At 50.9% G+C, this 23,237-nt stretch carries 19 protein-coding genes, 1 tRNA gene and 1 pseudogene; 8 read left to right on the top strand and 13 right to left on the bottom strand.

The window, feature by feature from the left end; all coding sequences use genetic code 11:
- Nucleotides 1–20 precede the first annotated feature (20 nt).
- The 3 genes from SH451x_RS15565 to SH451x_RS15555 all read right to left on the bottom strand — a co-directional run bounded on the left by SH451x_RS15565 (nt 21) and on the right by SH451x_RS15555 (nt 2,995).
- On the bottom strand, nt 21–1,289 hold the full coding sequence (locus SH451x_RS15565; protein WP_479357907.1) for an OmpP1/FadL family transporter: 1,269 nt from the start codon (nt 1,287–1,289) through the stop codon (nt 21–23).
- 521 nt (nt 1,290–1,810) lie between these two features.
- A complete protein-coding gene (locus SH451x_RS15560) occupies nt 1,811–2,002 on the bottom strand; it encodes a transposase (protein WP_479362913.1) in 192 nt (63 codons plus the stop codon).
- 414 nt (nt 2,003–2,416) lie between these two features.
- Nucleotides 2,417–2,995, bottom strand: a complete 579-nt coding sequence (locus tag SH451x_RS15555) for a methyltransferase family protein (protein ID WP_479357906.1) — start codon at nt 2,993–2,995, stop codon at nt 2,417–2,419.
- Between the two features lie 171 nt (nt 2,996–3,166).
- Here SH451x_RS15555 and SH451x_RS15550 point away from each other — a divergent pair, with 171 nt between their 5' ends.
- The 3 genes from SH451x_RS15550 (at nt 3,167) to SH451x_RS15540 (ending at nt 5,086) form a co-directional block, all read left to right on the top strand.
- Nucleotides 3,167–3,583: a hypothetical protein gene (locus tag SH451x_RS15550; RefSeq protein ID WP_479357905.1), complete on the top strand. Its 417-nt coding sequence runs from the start codon at nt 3,167–3,169 to the stop codon at nt 3,581–3,583.
- Nucleotides 3,584–3,775: 192 nt separating this feature from the next.
- Complete coding sequence (locus tag SH451x_RS15545; protein WP_479357904.1) at nt 3,776–4,513, top strand: hypothetical protein; 738 nt, start codon at nt 3,776–3,778, stop codon at nt 4,511–4,513.
- A 57-nt stretch (nt 4,514–4,570) separates the two neighbouring features.
- A complete protein-coding gene (locus SH451x_RS15540; protein ID WP_479357903.1) occupies nt 4,571–5,086 on the top strand; it encodes a hypothetical protein in 516 nt (171 codons plus the stop codon).
- A 14-nt stretch (nt 5,087–5,100) separates the two neighbouring features.
- On the opposite strand, the gene SH451x_RS15535 is transcribed toward SH451x_RS15540, so the two are convergent.
- The 3 genes from SH451x_RS15535 to SH451x_RS15525 all read right to left on the bottom strand — a co-directional run bounded on the left by SH451x_RS15535 (nt 5,101) and on the right by SH451x_RS15525 (nt 7,234).
- Nucleotides 5,101–5,295, bottom strand: a complete 195-nt coding sequence (locus tag SH451x_RS15535) for a hypothetical protein (RefSeq protein WP_479357902.1) — start codon at nt 5,293–5,295, stop codon at nt 5,101–5,103.
- A 416-nt stretch (nt 5,296–5,711) separates the two neighbouring features.
- Nucleotides 5,712–5,793 (bottom strand) — tRNA-Leu (locus SH451x_RS15530).
- Between the two features lie 82 nt (nt 5,794–5,875).
- Entirely contained in the window at nt 5,876–7,234 is a 1,359-nt protein-coding gene (locus SH451x_RS15525) for an outer membrane protein assembly factor BamB family protein (RefSeq protein ID WP_479357901.1), read from the bottom strand.
- A 489-nt stretch (nt 7,235–7,723) separates the two neighbouring features.
- Between SH451x_RS15525 and SH451x_RS15520 the strand changes: the two genes are divergently transcribed.
- Nucleotides 7,724–9,400 (top strand): sigma-70 family RNA polymerase sigma factor, encoded by a 1,677-nt coding sequence (locus SH451x_RS15520; protein WP_479357900.1) that lies wholly within the window; start codon nt 7,724–7,726, stop codon nt 9,398–9,400.
- 436 nt (nt 9,401–9,836) lie between these two features.
- On the opposite strand, the gene ettA is transcribed toward SH451x_RS15520, so the two are convergent.
- From ettA to SH451x_RS15490, 6 genes are all read right to left on the bottom strand, one after another.
- Nucleotides 9,837–11,507 (bottom strand): energy-dependent translational throttle protein EttA, encoded by a 1,671-nt coding sequence (gene ettA, locus SH451x_RS15515; protein ID WP_479357899.1) that lies wholly within the window; start codon nt 11,505–11,507, stop codon nt 9,837–9,839.
- A gap of 93 nt (nt 11,508–11,600) precedes the next feature.
- A complete protein-coding gene (gene guaA, locus SH451x_RS15510) occupies nt 11,601–13,211 on the bottom strand; it encodes a glutamine-hydrolyzing GMP synthase (protein ID WP_479357898.1) in 1,611 nt (536 codons plus the stop codon).
- Nucleotides 13,212–13,333: 122 nt separating this feature from the next.
- Nucleotides 13,334–15,106, bottom strand: coding sequence for an aspartate--tRNA ligase (gene aspS, locus SH451x_RS15505; RefSeq protein ID WP_479357897.1), 1,773 nt, complete (start codon nt 15,104–15,106; stop codon nt 13,334–13,336).
- A 125-nt stretch (nt 15,107–15,231) separates the two neighbouring features.
- Nucleotides 15,232–16,122: a hypothetical protein gene (locus SH451x_RS15500; protein WP_479357896.1), complete on the bottom strand. Its 891-nt coding sequence runs from the start codon at nt 16,120–16,122 to the stop codon at nt 15,232–15,234.
- 341 nt (nt 16,123–16,463) lie between these two features.
- On the bottom strand, nt 16,464–18,023 hold the full coding sequence (locus tag SH451x_RS15495) for a serine/threonine-protein kinase (RefSeq protein ID WP_479357895.1): 1,560 nt from the start codon (nt 18,021–18,023) through the stop codon (nt 16,464–16,466).
- Complete coding sequence (locus tag SH451x_RS15490; RefSeq protein ID WP_479357894.1) at nt 18,004–18,615, bottom strand: sigma-70 family RNA polymerase sigma factor; 612 nt, start codon at nt 18,613–18,615, stop codon at nt 18,004–18,006. The genes SH451x_RS15495 and SH451x_RS15490 overlap by 20 nt, the downstream gene beginning before the upstream one ends.
- A gap of 143 nt (nt 18,616–18,758) precedes the next feature.
- On the opposite strand from SH451x_RS15490, the gene SH451x_RS15485 reads away from it, so the two are divergent.
- The 4 genes from SH451x_RS15485 to mgtE all read left to right on the top strand — a co-directional run bounded on the left by SH451x_RS15485 (nt 18,759) and on the right by mgtE (nt 22,811).
- Nucleotides 18,759–19,637, top strand: a complete 879-nt coding sequence (locus tag SH451x_RS15485; RefSeq protein WP_479357893.1) for an NAD(P)-dependent oxidoreductase — start codon at nt 18,759–18,761, stop codon at nt 19,635–19,637.
- 173 nt (nt 19,638–19,810) lie between these two features.
- Nucleotides 19,811–20,287, top strand: a complete 477-nt coding sequence (locus SH451x_RS15480; RefSeq protein ID WP_479357892.1) for a response regulator — start codon at nt 19,811–19,813, stop codon at nt 20,285–20,287.
- A 336-nt stretch (nt 20,288–20,623) separates the two neighbouring features.
- Nucleotides 20,624–20,938 (top strand): hypothetical protein, encoded by a 315-nt coding sequence (locus tag SH451x_RS15475; protein ID WP_479357891.1) that lies wholly within the window; start codon nt 20,624–20,626, stop codon nt 20,936–20,938.
- 481 nt (nt 20,939–21,419) lie between these two features.
- Nucleotides 21,420–22,811 (top strand): magnesium transporter, encoded by a 1,392-nt coding sequence (mgtE, locus tag SH451x_RS15470; RefSeq protein ID WP_479357890.1) that lies wholly within the window; start codon nt 21,420–21,422, stop codon nt 22,809–22,811.
- Between the two features lie 235 nt (nt 22,812–23,046).
- Here the strand turns inward: mgtE and SH451x_RS15465 are convergent.
- Nucleotides 23,047–23,145: pseudogene (locus SH451x_RS15465) on the bottom strand (hypothetical protein); the annotation flags it as partial.
- Nucleotides 23,146–23,237 lie beyond the last annotated feature (92 nt).

Below are 23,237 nucleotides of genomic sequence, written 5' to 3'. Positions count from 1 at the left end.
TTCCCAGGAGTTCTCGAGTATTAATGATCGACTGAGATGCCAAAGCTAAGAAAATGTGCGTCCATGCTGTTGGTGAAAGTCGAACCGGGCACCGGTCCAACGCCTGGCTGGATAAGTTGTCCCGACCGCGTGTTTTCTAGCATGTGTGAGTAGGCAATGTTGAAAGCGAGGGAGTCATTCGGAGTCAGCGAACCACCTAGGCTGACCATGTGTTCGTAGATCAGTGGCGATGCGATGTTGTAAAACGCTTCGCTGTTCTTTACAGGATTCTGGTTGTACGTGTATCCAACTCGCCCGGTCACCAAGTCAGAAAACTTTCTTTGTACGCCTAGCGCAGTTGCCAGCACCGAACTCCAATCAAGCCCACCCAGCCGACCAGTCGAATCGAAAACTGCTCGATCTCCAAATCCAGCTGTATTGGCATAGTCGAAATAGCGTACATCGAACGCGATGATCGTATCTTCAAAACCAGCATATGCGGTTCCGAGTGAAACGATCATCGGCAAGTCGATATCTGCAGTCATCGTCCGTGGCAAGCCGTTAGCGTCCTCACCAAAGAACTCGAATTCGCCTAACCAGCTAGTGCTCTTGAAAGACGATCCAAAACTCCAGTTGCAGTCGGCAACGTAGAACGCTCCAACTTGAAAGCCACCTCCCCATTGGTACTTGGAAGATCTTCCATTGGCATATTGTCCGTTGGTATTGGGCGAGCTGAATACGAACGGGTCGATTTGTACTTCACCAGTTGTGATTGTTGGGCCGGCGGAGATCGCAAGCTGGTCGGAAACAGCATACGATAGCACGGGAGCAAGCTGCATAAATTGCGCTTGCGAGCTGACTTGACCAAGTCCAATCGGTGGCGGTGCCAGTGCTAAGTTTGTAGGATCTGCTGGCAGGTTTGTTTTGAAGCCACCGACTGCGTTGACGCCTAGCCCCAAAGTGACCTGCGGCAACGACGTTTTATAGACCCAACCAACGTTTGGAATTGGGAAGGTACCGTTGTCGGAATCGGTTGATCCATTGAACGGCCCCAAGCTTGAGGTAACAGTTTGGTTTGACCACAGTAGATCGAGTCCGAATGCCGTTTGAGAGCTGTTCATACCCGATATCGTCGCCGGGTTCCAATAGATCGCACCAATTGCGTCTGTTGGAGCGGCAGTTGAAGCGCCACCCATGCCGCGATTTACTGGCCCTGCTGTTGACAGCCATGTCCCTTGGCCAACAGCGTCGGCTCCGATGAACGCGACAACGGACATTGCGAGAGACCATCGGAAAATGGACTTCAACATGAGTTTATGCTCGACAGGAAACGGTCAGATCCGGAGATTTCCTTAAATTCGGAAGAAATCCTACAACCACTGGATGCAAAAATCGGCGAAGTTGAAATTTGTTAAAGAGTGCAGGCAGATTCGCGGCGTTGTGTTACTGGGCGATTGAACGGGCCTCATCAAACGAACCGTGGTTAGTGTACATCCTTACAATGCCGCTCGACCTACCGCAACGACCTGCGAAGTATACAATCCGGCTGAGCTCGCCTCGGTCGAAATCGGATCAAAACTAGCCTAACGCGTTTTTGCGCTTGAATCATGACTGGCCTTGTTCCCGTAGAACGAAGATCTGATTGCTGCGTCTAGGATCATCAATCCATCAAGTAAAACTTGTTGGCGACTTCGAAGCGCTTGGAGCTGCACTTTGTTGGTCCCACTCCAAGTGAAGCGATTGTCTGGTCTAGCGATAAACGAACACGTCAAATACTAGTTTTGAAAAGTCTTGAGTATCTCTTTGTAAGGTCCCTCGAAGATTTTAGTGGCTAGAGAATTTTGAGACATAGATTGACCTTGCCACAACAGAACAGAATGCGAGTACTGTAGTTCTTGAAATTCCGAAAGCCACCTGCCGCACTTTTGATCGATTGAATGCGACTGTTGAAGCCTTCGCTTTTCGCGTTCGTGATGCGATGGTTTACGTACGAAAGCAAGCCTTCAAGGTGACGAAAAAGCAGCTTGGCGACCTACAGTAACGCCAACAGCAGGTCGATGTCGGCTTGCAAAACCAGAAAAGCTATGGAGCTGGAAAAGAGTCTTTACAACTCTTTTGGAATCAGCAAAGAAGGCGTCTCTCCGCTTAACTTCAAGCTCAGAAATCGACAATTTAATTCATAATTCGAGAATTTTGCTACCTTCGGGCGGTTTCAGTGACTGAGGATTCCGCTAGCATGCAAAGAGGCTTGCTCATTCTGTGAGGCACCGCCTGCTAAAAAATGGCTCAAGTGAAGAAGTTGTTATCTTTGGGGGCCACTCGACGAAAATGTTTTCCACAAGTACTTTGGAAATCGGTTCGTCTCAAGACTATCTATTGTTACATAGCGACTTTTCGTAACAGTGTTCCAGACAATTGTTTAAGGCGGTACAGGGCCTTACTGTAAAATGTGATGATGTGCCATGAGATCACAAATTGCTGGGATAAATACCCAGCGAAACGACCTTATCGCCTCGGCACGAAGTCCCGAAGTAGTCACAACAAGGAACTGTTCCCGAGCGGAATTTTTTAGCGTTGGAAAGAATCGAGGAACCTGGGCGCAATACCGTTCATATTCTCCGCTGAAGATCTCCCTCAATTTTGATTCTTCGTAAAGTATCGTGACCGATAGATAGAATCCGGCTGCAAAAAGGATCCCAACAAATAGTAAAGCGCTATGTACAAAGAACGGTATCGACAAAGTAAGAAGTAAAGTGCCGCCGTAGAGTGGGTTTCTACAAAATGCGTAAGGCCCAGACGTTGCTAAGGAACCGTCTTTCTTTCCGCCTATATAAAGCGTTGCCCACCATCGCGTGAGTGCCCCAGACAGAAATAGCACCCATCCTGTGGCGTGTGAAATGACGTCCAGGACGCTGCCTTCGCGAAGCATTGTCGGATGGAACAGGCTGTATGCGGCGAAAGGGGCGATTAAAAGTATTGAGATCCATGCTCGTGAGCGAACGACTCGTTCCCACATTCTTGCGAATCCTTCCAAGTTGTAACGACAATACGCATAGCGTCCTGCATAAAGCGGTATAGTATCAATAGCGTGTGGTTCAACGCAATGCTGAACGTCTGGAGGTTAACTTTACGTGATCGACTGCGGCGGCTTGGTTATGCAAAAACTGGATCCATTTGGATGAAACATATGCAGAAACGTCTCTTGATTTTGATGTTCTTGGTATGGTTCGCAGGATGCAACAGCAGCCACGATTCTGTTCTACCCGCCGACAAATCGTCAAATCATGTTCTAGCTGATAGTTATGGCGACGCGGAACTAGCTATTTCAACTATTCATGCTGGCACAAGTGAGCGCGAACTTCTGGCTGTAATGAATCCGAGCTCAATTGATTCCGGCACAGAATATATCGGTGGTACCGGTGCCAGAAGAATGTACTTTCACATTCCACGTGACAAACAAGTTTGGTTTGAATTGTCTGGATCTGGCCATGGAAACGAAGTGACCGCGATTGGTCAGATGGAACCGAAAACGAATTGGACGCGTTACGATGGTGACAGCATTTCGGTCGATCCAATCGCGAGCTGGATGCTGATCGCGAAATGACAGTCATGCTTGCACATCGAGTTTCACATTAAGCTTCGCGAGCTCCCGCAGTTCGCCGGCCGCGTGGTCTAGCGATTGTCGGTTCTCGGACTTCATCAAGTTTCGTTTCTATCCATCCTGTGGCCTTCGCAGTTCGAAGGCCCTTACAAAGCACTGCGTGTGACGAGTAGTTATCGCTACACACACAGAGCCATGTTTTCGCAGCGGCATCAAGACGTCATGTTGTTCGTCTTGGCAAATATTTGCAGCGCCGATCGTGGGACCACCAATGGGACCACGCTAGCGCCAGTTGCTATGTTTTTGTTGGTGCCGCGAGTCCTAGGAAGACTCGCGAAACACGCCGACGATCTGCGGCGTTGGGGCGGCTGGTATTGTTTTCTTGGACGCCAATCGCTACGGTCGACGGCAGTATTTTTCGGATTTGAATCGGTGTGGATACCCACAGGTGGAAATAGAATGCTCTTCAAAATACTTCCAATGTTCGCAATAGCATTGATTGCCAGTGCAACGCCTGGTTTCTCCCAAGATGCCCAACCTTCGAAAGACCAAATTGTGGTCTTAAAACAATCCAAGATTGAAAAATCGGATTGGTCGAACGTTGGCTTTAAGACTCCCGAAGCAGCGATGCAAACTTTCTGCTTTGCCATGCGAGAGAGAGACCTGGATCTGATCCGATCAAGCATGGACGGTTTAGTCGACATGAAAGAAATGGTACTCGAAGACATTAAAGTGGCTGCTGATGCCGCGAAGTCACTGCAGTTATTAGCGGTGCGAAGAATCGACGACAAAATCGTCGAAGTGAAATTTGAAGTGGCGGGATGGACGCCATGGCCGGATGACAAAAATGTTGCGATGGTGCACGTTCTTAAAAAGGTAGACGGTGATTGGAAGCTCGATACTGCTACTAGCACTCGCGAATCGACTTGGTAATATCTCGCGGCGAGCGTTTGTCGAACTGACCTACCGATTCCCGAAGCAGGAAATGAAATGCGATTAATGCAACTTCCAATGTTCGCTTTTGTAACAATGGCGAGCATTACACCCGCTATCTCCCAAGTCGCGATGCCTCCGCAGAGCGAGGTCGTTGATCTGAACCAACCCAAAATCGAAAAATCTGAGTGGACCAACGTTGGCTTCAAAACACCTGAAGCGACGATGCAAACACTGTGGTTTGCGATTCTTAAGCAAGATAAAGACTTGTACCAATCGTGTTTCCATTCTGCAGCGGAGAGGAACGCTGGCGAGATTTTCGAGTTTGAAACCGCCGCCATCATGGTGTCAACTCTGCAATTCGTATCGATACGTACGATTGATCCAGAAACCGTTGAAATAGTATTCGACGTCGAAATAATGAAAAATTTTCGTAGGCTGACGTTGAAGCAAATACTCAAAAAGCGCGAAGGTGATTGGAGAATCTTTTCTCCGCGCATGCGGCGTGGGGCAAGTTTAGACATTGAATATTTATCTACCCATGGATTTCGCATCTACAGTCCCAATCGGTAAGGTCCGATTCGTTCTCACTTAGTCTCCAAAAATGGCTTTTGACTTTCACGCAGTCGATCCAGCCTTGCCTGTGCTTCAGCAATCGACCGTGACAGTGATGCGGCTTCGCGTTCACGCATCTCCATTTCGAGAATATCCTCGATCGACTTGAGCAAGTTGTTCTTGTGATCCTCGACGAGATACTCGGCACGCTGCTGCAGTAACTTCACAACATCTTCGGCGTCATGGTCTTTGGCGACGAGAGCAACGATCGCGACGTCTTACTAGAAATTTATTGGAGCTTTCGTGCTGATGGTTGACCTTGCGGCCGCCTTTGACGGTGGCTGACTGAGATTGGCTTTGTGCTCTGCGGCAAAAGAACTCGCCGATACTCTTGGCGTAAGCCAACTAACGCTTTCCAGCCAAGAGCATCAAGACGATATGGAAATCAGCGTGCTGAAGGTAACTATGAAGCTTGAACTTCGGAATGCGAAACCTGCTATAACAGCTCGACCCGGCTAAAACCCTGCAACTAAAATGCTGGTCGCGTTTTCGCCGCGTTTTTCGGATAGTCCACAAAAAAAGGACTCGCCGAATGCTACGGTGAGTCCCTGTTTTGCCAACAATTCAGTGTTTTTTTGAAGAGTGCGGCCAAGAGGACTCGAACCTCCACGGGTTTCCCCACTAGGCCCTCAACCTAGCGCGTCTGCCAGTTCCGCCATGGCCGCAAAACTGGTCTAAGAAGTGCAAAGTCTAAGATCTTCCGCTCGTTCGTCAAGCGACCTACAAACTTTGTCTCTATCCCCGTCCTCAATCCTCCGCGCAGAAACAATACATCGCTTGCGTTGTTCGTACAAATAAACAGTCGCCACATGCCGCAGGTGACGACATACAACCCGCATCTAGCTTGTTTTCCGTTGCGACTTCACCCTTCCCTGTCGCCTGCACTGTATAGCCCTTGCCGGCTTCGTCGAACAAGTAGAGATAACCGTTCGCTGCAATCGGCGAAGAACTAAAATCACCCCCCAGCCGCAACTGCCACAGAGAATCGCCGTTCTGCGGATCAAAACAGCTGAGTACTCCTCGGTCTTCTACCGTAAACAAACGGTCTTGATAAAGCACCGGCGATGGCTTGCTTCCTATACCCCGCGATGCAATCCACTTTACGTTCGAGTCCGTAGCATTGCCGCTTGCACGCGGGTCAATCGCCATCAGTTTCGATTTGCTAAAGCCCGTGTTAAGATACACATGCTTGCCATCAAACAACGGACGCGTCGCACTTGAGTGCTCGTCATACGCGACAAACCAATTGCGTTTGCCGGTCCGCGGGTTCAACGATTCAACCGCCTTGGCCGCTGGACTTATCAACTGCAACTCTTTATCGATTTCAATGAGTGTTGGTGTACCAAACGCTTTGTGCATATCGCCATTGTCGGTCCCAAAATCAACCTCGCGGTCATTTCTCCAAAGCGTCTTCCCTGTCTCTCGATCAAGTGCAACAACGTATTGGAAATCGAAACCATCAAACTGGAGAATCAGAGAGTCTTCGAACAGGATTGGCGAACTCCCGGGGCCGCGATAATGATTGCACGGCAAATCGCGGCGGACCCAGACAACGGATTCTTCAACTGGCTTTGTTATGTCGATAGCCGCAGTTCCATACGCGCCGAAGTGACAATAGACGTAGCGATCATCGCAAACCGGAGTTGAAGACGCATACGAATTCGTGATGTGATAGTCGGGTTGAACTTCCGCATTCTCGAACAACAATTGGTCGCGCACAATTTCGCCAGAGCGGCGGTCAAGCCCAACCAAGCGTTGCCACTTCCCATCTGGATCGGCGTTTGTAAGCCAAACTCTATCACCCCAGACAATCGGCGATGACCAAGCTCGACCTTCAAGTGGTGTTTTCCACACCAAGTTTTTTGATTCGCCCCAGGCTTGCGGAGGCCTGCAATCTTCCGCTGCCACGCCGTCTCCATTTAGCCCTCGGTATTGAGGCCATGCCCAACCATCAAGCTGCTGAATCGTCGGCTTTGGCCAAGCCCACTGCATCAGCTCTGAGCTGGCTTCAGTTGCTGCCTGTTCCTGTGCGTTTGTTGTTCGCGTGACACCTTGGTTAAACCCGAGGAGAAGGAGACCGGCCGCAGCCACACGGAGTGTACTCATGCGATTAATAGAACTTTAAAGGTGATTAAAGCGAACTAAGTGGTAGGGGCGACGCCCTTCATAAGTCTACCCGCTTCCGGAATGATCCGTAAGTTCGTTTCGCAACTGCGACGGGCAATCGCTACACAACTGTTCGACGGTGTCCGTTCATGAAAAACGCCAGGTATCCAAACTGCGATTTTTCCTGAGGACAAATGTCCGCTTACTAGCGTTTTAAATAACTGTAGATGGATTGTTGCCTACACGCATCACGTTGATTTTTTGCTACGTCTAGAAAACAACAATGTTGTTTTGAGGAAACGTCCACGAAACTTAAAAATACAAACCGATTTCATAAATCATTGCGATGTAAGGACTTAGGGATCAATGCCAGTTCGATCCATGCCTTTGGCATCGCGAGTGCAAATAGTCTTATCGTTCTCGCAACGGGAACAAGATCACGAAGATTGACATCCAAGTTTCGCTGCTTCTGATAAGACGACTGGTCCTATGAAAAACTCGAACCAAACCCATCTCGACCGCGACGAACTGTTCTTCAATGATGATTTGAACGGCAAGTTCGATTTCGTTGCCGAACCAGCGGCTCGCTCCGAGGTTGACGAAGATTTCGACTCGGGTTTTGCAATCATTGAGGAAGAAGAGGAAGAGGAAGCTGACGACGAAGAACAAGCTTTCGATGACGCTGACTTTGGCGACGACCAAGAAGCGTTGATCGATATGGACGAAATGGAAGGCTCGGTCGATGCCATCGATGATCCAGTTCGCATGTACCTGATGCAAATGGGCGAAATCCCTTTGTTGAATCGCCATCAAGAAATTTCTCACGCCAAGCGTATCGAGCACACCCGAGCATATTATCGTCAGTGGCTTGTTTCGACCGACTATGTCTTGCTCGGTGCCACCAAGTTGTTGGAGCAAGTCCGTGATGGCAAATTGCGATTGGACCGTACAATCGAAGTTAGCGTGACCAACGCAGCTGAAAAGACCGCGATCATGAAGCGGATTGGACCGAACATCGCAACGCTGCGGAAGCTTTTGGCCAGCAATCAAGTTGACTTCTATACTGCAGTAAACAAATCAAATAGCCTTGAAGTTCGACGTGCAGCGTGGAAGAACCTGATTCGTCGTCGCAACCGAGCTACTCGGTTGGTTGAAGAAATGAACCTGCGAGCGAACCGATTGGAGCCGATCTTTGAAAAGCTTCGCAACATCAACGATCAAATGGTATCGCTTCGTAAGCGGATCGCCGATGTAGCTCTGAAGCCAAGTGATGCTCAAGAGGACGTCGCTACATTGACCGCAGAACTGCGAATGTTGATGCGAGCTACTTTTGAAACGCCAGCTACGTTGGCTCGTCGTGTTGAGCGAGTGGTAAACTATCGCCAAGACTACGAGTTCGCGAAAAGCGAACTGTCGGCCGGCAACTTGCGTCTCGTCGTTTCGATTGCGAAGAAATATCGTAACCGTGGACTAAGCTTCTTGGACCTAATTCAAGAAGGCAATACAGGCCTGATGCGAGCGGTTGATAAATTCGAATACGCTCGTGGATTCAAGTTCTCGACTTACGCAACATGGTGGATCCGCCAAGCGATCACTCGCGCAATCGCTGACCAAAGCCGAACGATCCGCGTGCCTATTCATATGATTGATACCATGAGCAAAGTGCGTCAGTTTACTCGCGACTTGGTACAAGAGCTTGGCCGAGAGCCAACGGTAGAAGAACTCGCCAAGCGAGCGAAGCTGTCGATCGAAGATGCTCGCGTAATCGTCAAGATGGCACGCCAACCGCTTTCGCTGGATCAGCCAATCGGCGACCATGAAGAGAGCACTTTTGGCGAGTTCCTTGAAGATCATCGTGACGACGATCCATTGTATGAAGCTAACCAAGAAGCTCTAAAATTCCACATCCACGATGCAATGCAAACGTTGAATTATCGCGAGCGTGAAATCCTGAAGCTTCGCTACGGTTTAGCTGACGGTTATTCCTACACATTGGAAGAAGTTGGTAAGATTTTCCAAGTTACTCGTGAGCGAGTTCGTCAGATCGAAAGCAAAGCCGTCCGTAAGCTACAAAACCCAGGACGTTGCAAAGCTCTAACGAGCTTCATCGACGGCTTGGATGTCGACCCGAACCACTCGTTTCCAACATCGGAATCGGTCAAGTAACTCCCCTCGTTCCCAGGCTCCGCCTGGGAACGCACGGTCTTGGAGGCTCCGCCTCCTTTTGCACGCTGGTTGACTGAGAGATGCGCAGGCAGAGCCTGCAGTGCAGTGGGTTACCAGGCAGAGCCTGGTAACCAGTGATAGCACTCCTCGTTCCCAGGCTCCGCCTGGGAATGCCCGGTCTTGGAGGCTCCGCCTCCTTTTTGCACGCCGGTTGACTGAGAGATGCGCAGGCAGAGCCTGCAGTGCAGTGGGTTACCAGGCAGAGCCTGGTAACCAGTGATAGCACTCCTCGTTCCCAGGCTCCGCCTGGGAATGCCCGGTCTTGGAGGCTCCGCCTCCTTTTTGCACGCCGGTTGACTGAGAGATGCGCAGGCAGAGCCTGCAGTACAGTGGGTTACCGGGCAGAGCCTGGTAACCAGTGTAAAGATCTCAGTGGTTACTTCAACTTACGGTAGCGATAGCGGCTGTTTTCGTCGTCGTCGATGCCTAGGCGTTCTTTCCGCTGCTCTTCATACGTCTGGAAGTTGCCTTCACACCAGTGCGTATAACCATCGCCTTCGAATGCAAGAATATGAGTTGCAATGCGGTCCAAGAACCAACGATCGTGGGTGATGACCACAACACAACCGGCGAACGAGAGAATAGCTTCCTCAAGCGCTCGCAGCGTGTCGACATCCAAGTCGTTCGTCGGTTCGTCAAGCAACAGGACGTTGCACCCGCGACGCAACAGCTTAGCTAAATGAACGCGGTTGCGCTCTCCACCGGATAGATTTCCAACCTTCTTCTCTTGGTCCGGACCGCGGAAATTGAACTTGGAAACATAGGCTCGCGAGTTCATCCGCTTGCCACCCATTTCCAACCAATCAAGTCCCCCGCTAATCTCCTCGTACACGCTCTTTTCAGCTTCGAGGCTATCGCGATTCTGGTCAACATAACCAAGCTCAACGGTATCACCGATTCGCAGCTTGCCGGCGTCCGGTGTCTCTTGGCCAGTAATCATGCGGAAGAGTGTCGTCTTGCCAGCTCCGTTCGGGCCGATGACTCCGACGATTCCACCCGCTGGTAACCGGAACGAAAGATCGTTGACAAGCATGCGATCGCCGAAGGATTTTTGCACACCTTCTGCTTCCACGACCAACTCTCCTAAGTGTTTACCTGGCGGGATTTGGATTTCGAGTTCCTCTGGTTTATCCTCGAACTGTTGTGCTGCAAGTTGTTCATAGGACGCGATACGCGCTTTGTTTTTCGCTTGGCGAGCTCGTGGCGACATCCGAATCCATTCCAGCTCCCGAGCCAACGTCTTCTGCCGTGCGGCCGCATGTTTCTGCTCAAGCATCATACGCTTCTGCTTTTGCTCTAGCCAAGACGAATAGTTGCCTTCGAATGGAAAGCCAGACCCGCGATCAAGTTCCAAAATCCACTGTGCGACGTTGTCTAGAAAGTAGCGATCATGCGTTACCGCGACGACTGTACCTGGGTATTGTGCCAAGTGCTGCTCGAGCCACTGAACCGCGTCTGCATCAAGATGGTTCGTGGGTTCGTCAAGCAGAAGAAGGTCCGGTTGTTGTATTAGAAGTTTGCACATGGCAACGCGACGGCGTTCTCCACCCGACAAACGACTAACTTCTGCATCCCCCGGAGGAAGATTCATGACGGTCATCGCCATTTCCACCGAGCGGTCCAAGTCCCACAAGTTGTTGGAATCGATGATATCTTGCAGCGTTGCCATTTCATCGCATAGCTTCTGCATTTTGACGTCGTCGGTGACTTCGCCCAGCAGCATCGATATTTCATTAAATCGATCAAGGACTTGGCGACGCTCGGAAACCGCTTCTTGCACATTGCCAGCGACATCTTTGTCAGGATTCAGTTGCGGCTCTTGAGGCAAATAGCCGGCTTTAAAACCGTTTGAAAGCCGAGCAATGCCGTCGAAGTTTTTATCTTGACCGGCCATAATGCGGAGCAATGTACTCTTGCCCGCGCCGTTGTTACCCAATACGCCGATCTTGGCGCCAGGATAAAACGCAAGCCAAATGTTCTTGAGTACTTCCTTTTGACCATGCTTCTTAGTCAAATCTTCGATCTGATAAATGAATTGTCGATTCATAGTTTATTCTGCGGAAAAGCTTAACGTTTGACTGGAATAGATTCGTACGCTGTGACTATCGCGTATCAAGCAACGAAAGATGATCGTCCGTTGTTATTCCCACTCGATGGTGGCGGGAGGTTTCGAGCTGATGTCGTAGCAAACGCGGTTGATACCTTGAATTTCGTTGATAATTCGCGTGCTGATTCGAGCTAGAACTTCGTATGGCAGATGCGACCAGTCGGCCGTCATGAAGTCGTCGGTGTTGACGCAGCGTACAGCAATCGTGTGTTCGTAAGTTCGGCTGTCGCCCATAACGCCGACGCTTTGCACCGGAACGTAAACCGCAAACGCTTGAGATGTTTGTCGATAGAGCCCAGCGCTTTTGATTTCGGAAACAACGATCTCGTCTGCATCTCGTAAGATGCGTAGCTTTTCAGCGGTGACTTCACCTAGGCAGCGAACTGCTAAACCAGGGCCTGGAAAGGGGTGTCGCCAGACAAGCTGTTCGGGTAATCCAAGTTCCAATCCCAGACGTCGGACTTCATCTTTGAAGAGGTCGCGTAATGGTTCGATAAGGTCAAACCCCAATTCTTCCGGCAAGCCACCAACATTATGGTGCAGTTTTATCGTCGCGGCTGGCCCATCGGCTGCAGCTCCGCTTTCGATCACATCGGGGTACAACGTTCCCTGTGCCAGAAACGTCGCGTCTTGAATCTTGTTGGCCTCTTCCTTAAAGCATTCGATAAAGGCATGACCAATTCGGCGGCGCTTTTCTTGCGGATCTGTAACTCCAGCCAGCACACTCAAGAAGCGATCGCCAGCGTTTACCACATGCAGGTCGGCTTTGAAGTGATTCGTAAATTCACTAATAACCGCCGCTTGTTCGTCTTTGCGCAACAAGCCATTGTCGATGAGAATGCACGAAAGCTGTGAGCCGATTGCCTTCGTCAGAAGTGCTGCTGTTACACTGCTGTCGACACCGCCGGAAAGGCCACAGATGACACGGTTCTTACCGACCCTCTCGCGAATGGCAAGAATGGCTTGGTTAGCAAAATCTCCCAAGTGCCATCGCCCCTCGCAATTGGCAATGTTGTATAGAAAGTTATGCAGCAAAGTGCTTCCCAGCGACGTATGCGTCACTTCGGGATGAAACTGAAGTGCATAGATCTTTCGAGTCCTGTGACGAACGGCGGCGATGGGGCAAGTTGATGTGGCAGCGAGCGATTCAAACTCTTCGCCAATTTCTTGCACTTGATCGCCGTGGCTCATCCAAACGTCGATCTCGTTGGGAAATCCGGTGAACAGGTCAGACATGTCGTTGATACGCAGTCGAGTTCTACCGTACTCGCGAGCTTCGGCGTGTTTGACTTTGCCACCTAGACTCTCGGAAATCAATTGCATGCCGTAGCAAATTCCGAGGATTGGAATGTCGAGATCGAAAATCCGTGGATCGCACTTCGGAGCGTTTTCGGCATACACGCTCGACGGCCCGCCGCTCAAAACAATCGCAGTGGGCTTCCGCTCTTGAATTCGCTCTAATGAAATATCGTGCCGCACAATTTCGCAATAAACATTTTGCTCACGAATGCGACGAGCGATCAGTTGGGCGTATTGCGAGCCGAAATCGAGCACAATAACCGATTCGTCGGAGAGATTGTGGCCGGCACCTAAATCCTTAGCTTGCGTAGATGCTTCTGCGTGAGGCTGACTGGCAGTAATCATTGGAATTTGCAGGGGTCAGAGAGGTTTGGCAGATCGCCAACACCTCGAAAAATGGGAAACGGCAAAGTATAGAGGACGAGTGCCGAATCAACTAGGGTTTGCTTCCAACGAACTCAGGAAGCTTATTTTTGCGAAACCAACGCAATTGCCAGATCGCGAAGCTGTTTCGCGTCTACCGTTCCGGGAGCTTCCGTCATCATGTCCATGGCTCGCTGGGTCTTCGGAAACGCGATTACGTCCCGAATATTGTCCAAGCGATTGAACAGCATCACCAAACGATCGATTCCCAACGCGATGCCGCCGTGCGGTGGAGCTCCGAATTGGAGTGCGTCGAGCAGGAATCCGAACCGGTCCCTGGCAATCTCAGGCGTAATACCCAGCAAGTCAAATACTTTTTGTTGCTGAACGTTGTCATGTATTCGGATCGTTCCGCCGCCCGCTTCGTAGCCATTAATGACAAGGTCGTAAGCGATCGCCCGCGCTGCCGATGGATCGGTATCAAGCATCTCCAAATCTTGCGGCCGTGGCGCGGTAAATGGATGGTGCATAGCTACATATCGCTGCTCTTCCGCATCATATTCAAACATTGGAAATTCAACGATCCACGAAAAGTGCATCTGCTGCGGATCGTATAGCTTAAGTTCAGCGCCCAAGCGTCGTCGCAGACCGTATAGGCCTTTGCAAGTCACAGACCACTGATCGGCGAGAATCAACAACAAGTCACCGGTCTTGGCTTCGAAGGTTGTTTTGATCGCTTCGAGCACTTCTGGTTCAATATTCTTTGCGATTGGCGACCACAGCGAACCGTCTGGTTCGACGCGGAACCAAGCGAGACCTTTGGCGCCAAAGTCGTGCTGAACGAACTCCGTAAGTTCGTCGATTCGTTTGCGCGAGAACTCTTCTGCGCGACCGTCTACTTTGATCCCACGGATAAATCCGCCGCCGTCGATCGCACCTTTGAAAACACGAAACGCAGTCGGCTTAACCGCTTCCGTCAAATCGACGATTTCCATGCCAAAACGCAGGTCGGGAGCATCGTGACCGAAACGCTTCATCGCTTCGTCGTAAGTCATCCGAGGCAACGGAACCTGCAGGTCAATGTTCAAGAACTCTTTGGCTAACCTAACCATCAATTGGTCAATCATGCCGATGATGTCTTCATTATTGATGAAGCTCATCTCGACATCCAACTGAGTAAACTCGGGTTGCCGGTCGGCTCGCAAGTCTTCATCGCGGAAGCAACGAGCGACCTGGATATATCGGTCGTAGCCAGCGACCATCATGATCTGCTTGTAAAGTTGTGGCGACTGAGGAAGCGCGTAAAAATGATTGCGATGAACGCGGCTTGGTACCAGATAATCGCGGGCACCTTCAGGCGTGCTACGACCCAGGATCGGCGTTTCGACGTCGATAAAGTTGTGCTCTTCGAAGTAGTCACGCATCGTTTTGATCATGCGGCTACGGCTGAAAAGCGTCTGCTGCATCTGCGGACGGCGAAGGTCCAAATAGCGATACTTCAATCGCAGATCTTCGCCCGGCATTTCATCTTGGTTCGGCACAAACGGCGGAGTCGCGGAAGGATTCAGGATCTTAATCTCTTCGACTCGGATCTCGATTTCGCCCGTCGCCAGCTTGGCATTTGTCTTTCCTTCAAGGCGATCGGCGACCGTTCCGGTAATCTGCACGACGAATTCGCTTCGCAGCTTCTTGGCAACGTCAAGGCAGTCAGCTCCACTTTCGGGGCCGGTAACAACTTGAGTAAGTCCGTAGCGATCTCGCAAGTCAAGAAAAACCGCTCCACCATGGTCGCGGCTGGTATCAACCCAACCGCAAAGGGTAACGCGTTGTCCAATATGGCTGGCTCGTAGTTCGCCGCACGTGTGAGTGCGCATCATGGCAGTGATTCCTGGTCCAATCCGTCCGCTCCAAGCTGCCGTCAACCGCGACAGCCGGAAAAGCGACAGATTCTAAGAGGCGAACGCCAAATTGGCTACGGCATATCTAGAACCCAACAAAATCCTCATTTTCGAGTGTCAGGCGATTCTGGCTGCGGCGGCTGACCTGGCTGAGGCGGCGGGTTTGGCATGACGTTGTCAAAATGCTGATCGAAAATCATTCCTTGTGGGCCTTGCTGGAAGAATCCTTCCGCGCCCGGGCCTGGATGCATGCCGGGCTGACCTCCGCCGATGATTGCATCCATCCATTCGCGAGGCAGACCAAAACCGTTATTCGGGTTCTCAACGACCCGCATCAAGGAATCGATCACCGTTTCGCGGTTCTCTCGATTGTTTTCAAGTTGGTCACGAAGCGCCGACGCACGCTGTTCGATTTCTTCTAGCTGTTTTGTCCGCCGTTCCAAATCCCGTTCGAACTGGCGAGCAAGATTCTCGCGGATCTGATCTCGAAGTTCATCTTTCTCGCCGTCAGGACTCTGACGATAACGATTGAGGAGCGCTCGGAAATCCTCTAAGTCTTTTCGATCTTCGGGGGACATCGGCGGATGTCCTGGGCCATGCATGGGCATTCCAGGACCGCCTTCCATCATTGGTATTTGGATCCGGCGTTCAATGCGAATATCTTGGCCGGGCATGTGACGCTCTCGGCTGAATCGCTCAGAGTCTGCAAGAGCGGCCTCATACGGATCTTGAAAGTCCCGTGGTCCAGCCACTCGGGTGATTCGCTCGAATTCTTCTCGAGCTCGCTGCATCTGCGCTTGAGCATCCTGGACCTGCTTTTGAGCTCGCCGAAATTCGCGGTCCACAGGATTTTCAGGAGCAGCATTGCCGTAAATATTTGGGTTGCCATAGCCGCCGCCAGGTTGAGGCATTGGCTGTTGTGCAAGCGCGACGGCTTGCCAAGCCCCGAGGCCAAGTGCCACGACGGCACAACTATAAGTCCATTGTTTACGCATAATTGAATACTCCTGAGAGAAACTAGGTGGAAGGATGGAACGTAAGTTTTATTAGTTATCACTGGTTACCAGGCTCTGCCTGGTAACCCACTGCACAGCAGGCTCTGCCTGCGCACGCCTCGTTCAACTGGCGTGCGAAAGAGAGGCGGAGCCTCTGAGGCAGTGCGTTCCCAGGCGGAGCCTGGGCACGAGGAAAGTTACTGGTTACCAGGCTCTGCCTGGTAATCGGGTGAACTACAGGCTCTGCCTGCTTATGAGTTCTGTCACTTGTTATGCCAGGAATGAGGCGGAGCCTCCAAGGCAGTGCGTTCCCATACGAAGCCTGGGCACGAGAGAGGTTGTTACTCATACTCGGGTCCCCTAAAATTGAAAGGCGAACTCTGTATCGATCTTTCAAACTCTGCTAGCTCCTGAGCCATCGAATCCAGCTCGTCTCGGTCGTTGAATCTGTCCAGAGGCAAACCTCGTTCGCTCTCGAGACTATTCAACATCTGATCAATTTGTCGGAAATGCTCATGGCTCAGAGGAAAAAAAGTGTTAGTCATCTCGTTCGGTGGAACTGCGGAGAGGATTGCTTCGAAAGCAGAACTCACGGCGATTGGTGTCGGAATGGACTGCCCGTCTTGCACGTCAACCTCGACAGGATGCATTTCGGAGGGGGCGGAAGCTTGTAAACTGTTCGATGCCGAGGTCGGCTGCGATTTGAAACGACCCATCCATAGCGGCGAGGTGCTGGCGATCACAACAAACACCGCTGCTATTCCCGCAAGCCAAAACGCAGGAGTGCGGCTGCGGCGAAGGTGTAAGTTTCCTTGCTGCAGGTCTGCCAGCAGTCGCTCGATCTTGCGATTCACTTCGTCGGCAGTCGCAAAACGCTGTGACGGTTTCTTTGATAGCAGCTTGTCGACCAAGCTCGCGACTTCCACTGGCACTTGCGGATTGATTGATACGACTGGTTCGTGGCGAAAATTGCAGATCCGATGAAGTACGGAAACAGCAGAACTGCCGCGAAACGGAGCACGCCCAGTCAATGTAAAGTAGAGGACGCTTCCGAGCGAAAATAGGTCGCTGCGAAAATCGATCGCCTCGCCAACGGCTTGTTCTGGCGACATGTATTGTGGTGTTCCCGCAACGATACCCGTCTTGGTCAGGGCCGCATCGTCGACGGTTCGTGCAAGGCCGAAATCGCTGAGCACAACGCGATCTGTTTTATCTTCCAACAGGATATTAGCGGGCTTAACGTCACGATGCACCAATCCTTGCTGATGTGCCGCGGCCAGCGCAGCCGCTGTTTGGCTCGCAATGCGAAGCGCTTCCTCGATAGGAAGTGGACCTTCCCGCTCGACCCGGGCCTGCAGCGAGCATCCTGACACAAATTGCATTACCAGGTAAGGTTGTTCGCCGGTAGCTTCGACGTTGTAAATTGGCAAGACGTTTGGATGCAAAACGGCCGCCGCCGCCCGCGCTTCCCTCGCAAATCGACGGCGCCCTGCCCCGCTGTGAGACAAATGTTTGGCGAGTACCTTCAATGCTACGACGCGATGTAGTTCGGAGTCGTACGCTTTCAGTACGATTCCCATGCCGCCAACGCCGACAACACGCTCGACATCATATCGACCCATTCGCCCTAGCAGTTCGGGGTGAACTCCTGGTTCTAGGAAGTCGAGTCGCGGAAGTCGTTCGGCGTTCTCGTTGTCAGCAAATTCCGGAGCCAAATGAGCATCCGTGCATTGTTGCAAAACTTGAGTCAGTTCGCTGCTAGAAGTATCGGCTGCGAACAACTGGTCAAGTCGCTGGCGGCAATGCGCACACGTTTCGACATGCTCCAGAGTTTGCTGGAAATTGGCCGAGTTCTCTTCGCCTGTAACAATCGAACGTAGATTAGTCTCTTGGCAATTCATCTTGCACCTCCGTCATCAGTCCCACTTGTTCTCGCAACCGACTTGTAACTCGAGACCGAGCGGCGTAGACACTTGCTATGCCTATTTCAAGATCTATCGCTACCGATTGAGCCGATTCCCCTAGCACCGCGGTCCTCCAAAAAGCCTCCCAGGTCACGGGTTCGACATGTTTTCGGATGCGAGAGGCAGCAAAGAGAATGACTTCGCGTCGGAACTCGAGAGCATCCGTTTGCATTGAACATGGGTCTGGGATGCTTTTTAAAATATCCAGCGAGGTTGTTCCGCCGCAGGCCGCGTTTCGCCGCGAGCTCATCTGCGAATTGAGAACTTGGTTACGAGCGATTGTGAACAGCCAATTGCGAAACTTCGGACCATTCGCCTCTGGCTTCCATCGCTCGACCGACTTAAGCACCGCGATCATGACTCGCTGCACCGTATCTTGTGCCTCGGAATCTTCCAAGCCACGCCGACGCGCGAAACTGTAAATGAACGGTTCGTAAACTGAAACAAATTCTTCCCACGCTTCGCGATCAGCAACTTGCGGCAATCGCATGATCAAGCTGAGTCGAGTATCTGGTATTTGGCGTGTCACAGTATTGTCCGAATGCGGTACGATTGTCGTTCGTCATATACTAGCACCTTTGATGCAATCGATATCTGACACTAAAATCGTGAGAAATCGGAAAGTTCGTCTAAACCAAGATCTAATCTTGCTAGCACTTAAGGAATCGTCGTTTGAAAATTGGTTGGATTGGCACCGGCGTCATGGGAAAAGCAATGTGCCGACGTTTGATGGACGCCGGACATGAGCTGAACATTTGGACCCGTAGCCCCGAAAAAGCCCAGGAGCTGTTGGCATCGGGAGCGGCGTGGTGTGAGTCTGCGTCCTGCGTCACGGAAACGTCTGAGATCGTTTGCTCGATGGTCGGTTACCCCGACGATGTTCGGCAAATTTACTTCGGCGACGATGGCATATTGGCCAGCTTGAGCGCCGGGCAGATTGCGATCGATTTTACGACGAGCCAACCTGCGCTTGCCCAAGAAATCTATGTCGAAGCACGAAAGGTCAACGCGTCCAGCTTAGACGCACCAGTTTCGGGCGGAGACATCGGAGCGACTAACGGAACGCTTTCGATCATGGTCGGCGGAGATGATATAATTTTCGAGCAGATGAAACCAGTTCTCGCTACTCTTGGCAAAACTATTGTTCTGCAAGGCGGACCTGGCAGCGGTCAGCAAACAAAGCTAACCAATCAGATCTTGATCGCTGGCAATATGATCGGAGTTTGTGAAGCTCTGCTGTTTGCACGTCAAGCTGGTCTGGATCTCGAGACGGTCCTGCAAAGCGTCTCCACGGGGGCGGCTGGCTCGTGGTCACTTTCCAATTTGGCACCACGCATTATGAAAGGCGACTTCGAACCGGGGTTCTACGTTGAGCACTTTGTCAAAGATCTGGGGATCGCACTTGAAGAGTGCAGGCGAATGAATCTAAAGCTAAATGGCCTCGAGTTGGCCTATGAAACATTTACTGCGTTGCAGCAGGCTGGCGGTGCGAAACGCGGAACTCAAGCGGTTATTCAAACGATCGCTGAACGCGCCGGAGTCGCTTGGTAAGCGTCATAATCGTTAATGTCGACGCATGCGGCAATGTTTGCTTGCGCGTCACCTTCTACGCAACTGCTGCCGATTAATAGTGATGTGTGCTCGGAGATCGAGTTCGCAAGCAGGTACCGTCCTTTACGTACTTATCGCTTACCTCGCCGTCATGGATGGGCGGAGGCACTATTATGGCAATTATTGGAACAGACGACTTTGAAGATTGGGATGGCTTTGTGCGCCAACTGCATCGTATGTGGTCGATGGATAGTATGGCAAGCCTCTCCGTACCCCAACGCTCCGTTCGAGGCGTAATTGTCGACGCGGATGCTGAGAGCAGACAGGGCCTTCAGGTTGTTCTCAGTCGCGCTGGGTACAAAGTTATGACCTGCCGCTCCTATGCTGCTGCGGCCCATATCGTTCATAAATTCGAATTCAATTTCCTGGTCGTCGACTGTGGGTTGGAAGATGGGGATGGCATCGATCTTTTACACCAGTTTGCCAACGAGAAGCGGGTACTGAAAGTCATGACCGGTTATGAATACCAGATCGAAGAAGCGTCGCGCTACAGAAGGTTGCACTGCGATGTTGTGATCGCAAAACCGTATCACAGCCTTGCAGCTTCGCGAATAATTTCGAAAGCTCTAAAGCGTTTTCAGTATCGATAGCGTATTAACCACAGATTGGGATCGCAGGAAATTTGGGGACAACACTGAGCGTCCGGGGCAGTTGCTTGCTTTTCTGGCACCACTGTTGGTTGAAATTGAACGCTATATTCCAAACAAGTTCGACAGCTAATACGACCTTCATAACAGTCACTCGACGCACCTTTAGAGCTGGCTGCTATTTGAACAAGCCGCTATCAGTCAATGATCTTCAGAGCACTCTTGCGAACAATTTTCTTGCAATCGAGGTATTTTCACGTCTTGGCATTGCTCTTGCTTATGTACCCGTCAGTTACACCAACAAGTGTTGGTAATCATCCCCTCTCGGAGAATAAAACGATGCATAAGTTTATGACAGGTTTGGCGTTGGCTAGCGTGCTTGGTCTTTCAGTTGGTTGCGAAGATTCCTATATGGATGAGCAAGCAGACGCGGTCCGTGATTCGGCTGACGCGACTGCGGAAAACATCCGTGAGCAAGGTCAAAACACGGCCGAAACAATGCGCGAAGCTGATGGAACAACCATCACGGGCGCTGCTGAGACCGACGCTGTTGAGAACCGTGCCGACACAGTTGAGGCAAATGCTGAAGAACGAGCCGACAAAATCGAGGCTTATGGCGAGCAACGAGCTGATAACCTTGAAGCTCAAGACTAAGTGCCAACGAATATTCACGTAAGTACTGAGGCCGATTTGACCGCACGGCAAATTCGGCTTCATGTCGACCCAGTAGCTAGGCATGACGGTAACGTACTTGCAAAGATACTGGGTCTTTAACATTATTCGACGTGGAGCAATGAGCGGAAGGTTACGCCATTCCTCTGCGTGGGTCCGTTCCAAGAATCACCCATTTTTTAAGAAGCGCCCATCTACCATAGCTTCGTTTCAGTCTTGAACGAGCGATGCTAAGGCCGTCTTTGGAGCGTTATCCGCCCATACTGTGATAAAGTGATATAGAGCCGCGCGAATCATTTGCGCTGATGACGCGTCGGGCAATTATCTATCTCTATGTTACCAGTTGGCATTCTTGAAGCGGATGTTTGGAGAGCGAGTTTATTGAGCTTGCGAGCCTTTTGCCAATTTGCACAATGCATGAATAGTTAATTGCATGCTCGCAAAAAATTAGATTGGCTAAAAAGTGACGTCCGAGTCAAAAATCGAAGCAGGTGCGGCTGGCTTGGCGGAAGAGCAGACACGGCTGAAGGATGTGTTGTCCGAGGCATTGGAGTCAGGCGACGACGCAGTTATATCGGCAACGATTCATGAGATCGAAGCGTCAGAGCTACCCTTCGTTATATCGCACCTGAGTGAGTCGCAGCGGTGTGACCTCATGGAATCGCTGAAAGCGGAAGAAGCCGCTGAGATGGTCGAGCACCTGCCGCTGGTGCAAGCGATCCAGTTGCTGGAGGAGATTGAGCCGAAAACTGCCGCTTCTGTAGTTGAAGAACTGCACAGTGACCATCAAGCTGATTTGCTGAGCGGTCTTGGAGACCGAGACGCTGAAAAGATTCTGGCCTGCATGCATCCGCAGGAAGCCGCAGCGGCTCGAAAGCTTGCTGAGTATGACGAGGATAGCGCTGGCGGTCTAATGGTGACTGAACTTCTGCGATTCAGGCAGGAGTGGACGGTTCAAGAGGTCATTGATGACTTGACAGCGAACGCTGAACGCTACCGCGATTTCCAAATTCAGTACGCGTACGTTTGCGACCAAAATATGGCATTGACTGGCGTTGTGCCAATGCGTTCCTTGCTGCTGGCTGCGCGGACTCAGAAGCTCGAAGAGTTAATGATCGGCAAGCCGACATGCTTTCAAGAGAACACAGATATGGATCGAATGCACGATGCGTTCGAATCTAAACCGTTTCTTGGCTTTCCTGTTATCGACGACGCTGGACGCTTGGTTGGAGTTGTGCAACGTCGCGATTTTGACGAAGCTTGGCACGAAAAATATCAGAGTCAATTTCTCGCGACACAAGGAATTATTGGAGAGGAGATTCGATCGTTGCCTCTACGTATCCGATCTGGCAGGCGGTTGTCTTGGCTATCGATCAATATCGTACTGAATTTGATGGCAGCAAGCATCATTTCTTTTTATGAACCGACGCTGGAGAAGGTGATCGCGCTGGCGATCTTTTTGCCCATCATTTCCGACATGAGCGGATGTAGTGGGAATCAAGCCGTAGCGGTGAGTATACGTGAACTTATGTTAGGGTTAGTCAAACCGGGCGATGTTTGGCGAGTCTGGTACAAGGAATTCCAAGTCGGGATTGTCAACGGGACAGCGTTAGGTCTAATTCTAGGTTCCATTGCTTGGTTTTGGAAAGGCGACGCGATGTTGGGATTTGTCGTAGGGATCTCGCTGCTCGCCAATACGATTGTGGCTGTATGTTTTGGGGGGATGGTCCCGTTGATACTGAAATATTTTAATCGCGACCCAGCGGTTGCATCTGGCCCGCTGTTGACGACCATAACCGATATGTGTGGGTTCTTTCTCGTGTTAAGCCTTGCAACTTGGCTTTTGATCAGCTAGAGCGGAAGGGGTAGGCTTTCCAAGCGGCATCGAAAATCACTGCAGGCTTTCCATTGCTTGTTATGGTATTTGGAACAACTCAGAATGGATCATCCTACAAAATATAAATGGTCTCACACGGAGGCACAAAGACACAGAGAAAGATGAGAAGGCTTGCTTCAGTATTCTCTTATCTCTGTGCCTCCGTGACTCTGTGGGAAAATCTGGCTTCAGGGAATTCTTTTCGGTTACGAGCCTAGTCTTTTATCGCACCGTTGATGATCCGTTTCATCCCATCCTTGATCATTGCTTGGCCAAAATTGATTAGCAATCCCAGGCGATAATCGAGCAAACGGCAATAAGAAACTTGTAGGCAGCATCGACGATTATTCCACGCATTCCATTGATTCTTCTGGTGTTTGAAACAACTCCGATTGGATCATGCTA

It is taken from the genome of Njordella aestuarii (assembly GCF_056494165.1).
Note: the sequence above shows the minus strand (reverse complement) of the source record. Positions and strands in the feature narration are given on the sequence as shown.